Annotated in this window: 4 protein-coding genes and 2 pseudogenes; 3 read left to right on the top strand and 3 right to left on the bottom strand. The window is 65.2% G+C overall.

Features of this window, described 5'->3' with window-relative positions; genetic code table 11:
* A partial coding sequence (locus ON20_RS26220) for a helix-turn-helix domain-containing protein (protein WP_245546979.1) occupies positions 1-223 on the bottom strand: 223 nt, incomplete at its 3' end.
* A 204-nt stretch (positions 224-427) separates the two neighbouring features.
* Between ON20_RS26220 and ON20_RS41130 the strand changes: the two are divergent.
* The 3 genes and pseudogenes from ON20_RS41130 to ON20_RS26205 all read left to right on the top strand — a co-directional run.
* Positions 428-604, top strand: a pseudogene (locus ON20_RS41130) (hypothetical protein); the annotation flags it as partial.
* Between the two features lie 118 nt (positions 605-722).
* Entirely contained in the window at positions 723-1,646 is a 924-nt protein-coding gene (locus tag ON20_RS26215; RefSeq protein ID WP_245547499.1) for a transposase, read from the top strand.
* A gap of 51 nt (positions 1,647-1,697) precedes the next feature.
* Positions 1,698-2,962, top strand: a pseudogene (locus ON20_RS26205) (IS3 family transposase).
* A gap of 11 nt (positions 2,963-2,973) precedes the next feature.
* Here the strand turns inward: ON20_RS26205 and ON20_RS26200 are convergent.
* Positions 2,974-3,273 carry an integrase catalytic domain-containing protein gene (locus ON20_RS26200; RefSeq protein ID WP_157229013.1) on the bottom strand — a complete coding sequence of 100 codons (300 nt, stop codon included), beginning with the start codon at positions 3,271-3,273 and terminating at the stop codon, positions 2,974-2,976.
* A 159-nt stretch (positions 3,274-3,432) separates the two neighbouring features.
* Positions 3,433-4,702 (bottom strand): IS3 family transposase gene (locus ON20_RS26195; RefSeq protein ID WP_086009079.1). Its coding sequence is split into 2 segments (ribosomal slippage): positions 3,433-4,408 and positions 4,407-4,702, totalling 1,272 coding nucleotides; the frame shifts between segments, so codons are not numbered across the junction.
* Between the last annotated feature and the right edge of the window lie 117 nt (positions 4,703-4,819).

Here is a 4,819-nt window from a genome sequence, read left to right as displayed (position 1 = left end):
GCCGCTCGAGGAAACGCTTACGCCACTTGCCGACAGTCGGCAGCGAAACCCTCTCCCGCGCAGCGACATCGGTGTTGGACAGACCCTCCGCACAGGCAAGCACGATCCGCGACCGCTGCGCCAACGCCTGCGCCGACTTCCGCCGACGCGCCCACCCCGTGAGCACTTCACGCTCCTCATCGGTCAACACCAACGGCTGCTTCCGCCGTCCACGCTCGGCCACAACCCTCAGCATCCCCGCCCCGACCGCCGCACGCACCCCGACACGCCACAAACCAGCAATTCAACAACGAATTCCTGGTGCAGGACACTAGCTTGAGTTTTAACCTCTAAGCTGCTGTTTTGTGACCCTGGGTGCTCACAGGGAAAGCCCTTGGTTGATCATGTCTTCTTGCGACAGAAAGACTTTCAGCAACCAAAGGCTTCAATGAACAGTGTGCACGACACCGGCTGTGCCGGCACGGTCGAGGACCTTTCGGCGTATCGGCGGGAGTTGTATCGGTGTCTGACTCGGCGGGCGGACGCGGTGTTCGAGCTGGTGGATGCGGTGTTGTGCGCGGACGGGCCGGTGCGATCGTTGCCGGAGCTGTCACTGATCGGCGAGCATCGCCGAGGGCACGGCAGCATCTATGCAGCCTTGGACCGCGGCCGGATAGAAATCGCCCGCCCTGCGGAGGGCGCTGGTCTCGGTGCCACTGCCGCGAGCCGCAGACGGTCGGCTGGTGCCGGCGGTGGATATCACCTCCTGGTTGCGGCCGGAAGCGCATACGTGCCCGCAGCGCATCCTGTGTCACACCTACGGACGCGCGAAGAACACGCATCAAATGGTTCCGGGATGGCCGTACTCGGTGGTCGCCGCCCTGGAATCGGGGCGTAGTTCCTGGACCGCGCCCTTGGATGCTGTGCGGTTGGCTCCCGGTGACGACGCTGCCACCGTCACCGCCGAGCAGTTGCGCACCGTCATCGGCAATCTGATCGACGCCGGACACTGGCAGCCCGGTGATCCGGATATCTGGATCGTCGCCGACGCCGGCTACGATGCGCCCCGGCTGGCGTTCCTGCCGGCAGATCTACCCGTGGCCGTGCTGGCCAGGATGCGGTTTGACCGGGTCCTGCGCCGCCGCGCACCCGCATGGCAGCCCGGGATGATCGGCCGGCCGCCACGTCACGGTGGCGAGTTCGTATTCGGTGATCGGGCGACCTGGGGCCGGCCCGACACCGTCGTCACAACCGACACTCGCCTCTACGGTCCTGCCACAGCACGATCATGGAATCGTCTGCACCCTCGGCTGACGCATCGGTCATCGTGGGCTGCGCAGGCCGGGAAACTTCCGGTGATCGAAGGTACTGTGATCCGGCTCGATGTCGACCGGCTCCCCAGCGGCGCCATTCCGAAACCGGTGTGGCTCTGGCATTCGGTCGTCGATCTCGACGCCGCTGAGGTCGACGTTCTGTGGCAAACATTTCTGCGGCGGTTCGATATCGAGCACACCTTCCGCATGCTCAAGCAAACCCTCGGCTGGAACGTTCCCAAACCCCGTGACCCCGCCGCCGCGGACCGATGGACCTGGCTGCTCCTGGCCGCCTATACCCAGTTGCGCCTTGCTCGTGAACTCACCATCGATATCCGGCGGCCTTGGGAGTGAACCGCCCCGGGTTTGGTGCTCACCTTCTTTCTTGGGAAGGATGGGCAGATCATGCCTGCGAAGTACGACGAAGCGACCAAGGCCAAGGCTGTCCGGCTGGTCGTCGATCACCGTGACGACTACCGACAGCGAGTGGGCCGCGATGAAAGCGGTCTCCGCGAGGCTGGGGATGACCACCGAAACCCTGCGCAAGTGGGTCCGCCAGGCCGAGATCGACCGCGGTGATGCCGACGGGGTGACGACGGAGGCGGCGCGGACGATCCGTGAGCAGAAACGCAAGATCGCCGAACTCGAACAGACAATCGAAATCTTTTCTGCGGCAACGTCTTTCTTCGCGCAGGCGAACGACCCGCGACAGCGGTAGTTGCGCGTTCATCGCCGAGCATCGGGCTCGGTTCGGGGTCGTTCCGATCTGCCGCGCGCTGACCGCGCACGGATGCACGATCACCCCGACAACCTTCCATGCCTGGGCGCGACGAGCGCCGTCGAAACGGGCGCTGTGGGACACCACCCTCACCGCGGTCCTGCCGGCCATTACGAGCCCGACGAGCGGGGCCCGGCGGACGCCGAAGTCACTGTATGGGGCGGCGAAGATGTGGGCCTACCTGCAACGACAGGGCATCCCGGTCGCCCGGTGCACGGTGGAACGGCTAATGCGCGCCAACGGCTGGAAAGGTGTCGTGCGGCGCAAGAAGGTCCGCACGACGTGTCCGGATCCGGCCGCGTCGAGGGCGCCGGACCTGGTGGATCGGCACTTCCGGGTCCCGGCACCGAACATGCTGCTCGTCGCCGACTTCACCTATGTCCGGCTGGCCACGGGCGCGTTCGTCTACACCGCGTTCGTCGTCGACGCCTACGCCGGCCGGATCCTGGGCTGGGAATGCTCGACCAGCAAACACGCCACATTCGTGGAGAAAGCGATCCGGCAAGCCGTCGCGTTGCGGGCCCGCGAAGGCCATCCGATCGGTGGAGCGATACATCATTCCGATGCCGGGTCTCAATACACCGCAGTGAAACTCGGTGAGACATTGGCGCTTTCGGATCTACGCCCATCGATCGGGTCGGTTGGTGACACCTACGATAATGCGCTGGCCGAGACCACGATCGGACTCTACAAAACCGAGGCGATCCGCGATGATTCCCCGTTCCGGCGTGGTCCGCTGACCCGGCTCGTCGACGTCGAACTCCTCACCGCCGACTGGACCGGCTGGTACAACCAGTCCCGGATCATGCACCGGCTCGGCCGGCGGCCACCGGCCGAACACGAAGCCGACTACTATACGCTCCACGCCGAGCAACCGGCTGGAGACAGATAAACCGGTGCGCATCAAACCCGGGGCGGTTCATTCCAGGGCGTGCCGGGTGGAATGTAGGAGATACCCACCCGGTCTTCGCAAAACGACCGCAGTGCAGCGGATATCATTTCCGGGCCGTTGTCGCACCGCAGCACTTTCGGCGTTCCACGAGCAACGAAGACCCGCTCGAGCTCGGCCACGAGGCGCTGACCGGTGATCGAACGCTCGACCAGGTGCAGCAGCGATTCGCGGGTGTGCTCGTCGACCATCGACGCGATCTTCACTACCCGCCTGTCAGTGGTGGAGTCGAACTGGAAATCCAGCGCCCACACTACCGCCGGTGCGTCCGCGGGCGCCGGCGGGATCGAGGAGATACCGGCACGTTTGCGTGGATGATGCGCGCGGACCTGCAAGCCCTCGGACCGCCACAGCCGGTGGACCCGCTTGATGTTGATCCGGTGGCCTGAATTCCCCCCGGCGGGTCCGGAGACCTATTGGTGTGACAGCCCGGCGGGTTGCCGGGCCGGGTGTTGAGCGTAGTAGGCCGCTTCCATCTCGGCTGGCGGCAGGTCGCCGCAGTGCTGGTAGAGACGGCGGTGGTTGAACCAGTCGACCCACTCGGCGGTGGCGAACGCGACCTGGTCGACTCTGCGCCACGGACCTTGTGGTTTGATCAACTCGGTCTTGTAGAGGCCGTTGATCGTCTCGACAAGAGCGTTGTCATAGCTCGACCCGACCGCGCCGACGCTGGGCTGGATCCCGGCCTCGGCGAGCCGTTCGGTGAACGCTATCGCCGTATACTGAGCCCCCCTATCCGTATGGTGCACAACATCTTTCACGTTCCATCCCTCGCGTTCGCGGGTCCAGATCACATGCTCGATCGCGTCCAGCACCAACGTTGTGGTCATCGACGTCGACAGGCGCCAACCCAGGATCCGGCGGGCATAGGCATCGATCACGAACGCCACATACACCCACCCGGACCAGGTCGACACATACGTGATATCCGACACCCACAACCGGTTCGGCGCTACCGGTGTGAACCGGCGTTGCACCAGGTCCGCCGGCCGCGGCGCGACCGGATCGGCGATCGTGGTGCGCTTGACCCGGCCACGCGAGACCCCACGTAGCCCGTCCTGGCGCATCAGCCGTTCCACCGTGCAGCGGGCCACCCGATGGCCTTCACGGTTGAGTTGCAGCCATACCTTGCGGGCACCATAGACACCGAAGTTCTCCTGATGCACCCGCCTGACCTCGATGAGCAACTCCTCGTCGCGGCGTTGCCGGACGGTCGGGACCCGATTTCGGTGCTCGTAATAGGTCGAAGGGGCGAGGTGCACGCCGAGCTCGGTGAGCACGGCGCAGATAGACTCCACACCCCACCGCAGGCCGCCGCTGTCGCGGCGGCCTGCGTGTTCGGTGACGAACCTGCAGATCAGCGACTTGGCCGGTTTATCTCGGCCGCGAGAAAGCCGACGCCGCCTTCAGAATCCCGATGGCGCGCTTGAGCTCTGCGTTCTCTCGCCGCAACCGTTTCAGTTCTGCCAACTCCTCGGTCGTGACCCCGGAGCGGTACCCGGCATCGACCTGCGTCTGGCGGACCCACTTGCGGACTGTTTCGGCCGAGCCGACTCCCAGCAGGTCGGCGACCGCCCCGATCGCGGCCCACTCGGTCTTGTGCTGATCACGGACCTCAGCGACCATCCGCACGGCCCGCTCACGCAGCTCTGGCGGGTACCTCTTCGAACTCACAGACTTCATCCTCTCTCAAGAGACGAAGCCTCCGAACATGCCGGGGGGATTCAGCCTTCGTCGAACCGCAGCGCCGACCAGGCCCGGCGGAACCCGTGACACGGATGTTTGGCCGCATAGCGACGC

The organism is Nocardia brevicatena NBRC 12119, assembly GCF_000308495.1.
Lineage (GTDB): Bacteria > Actinomycetota > Actinomycetes > Mycobacteriales > Mycobacteriaceae > Nocardia > Nocardia brevicatena.
The sequence above is the reverse complement of the archived record's forward strand: the minus strand, read 5'-3'. Positions and strand labels throughout refer to the sequence as shown.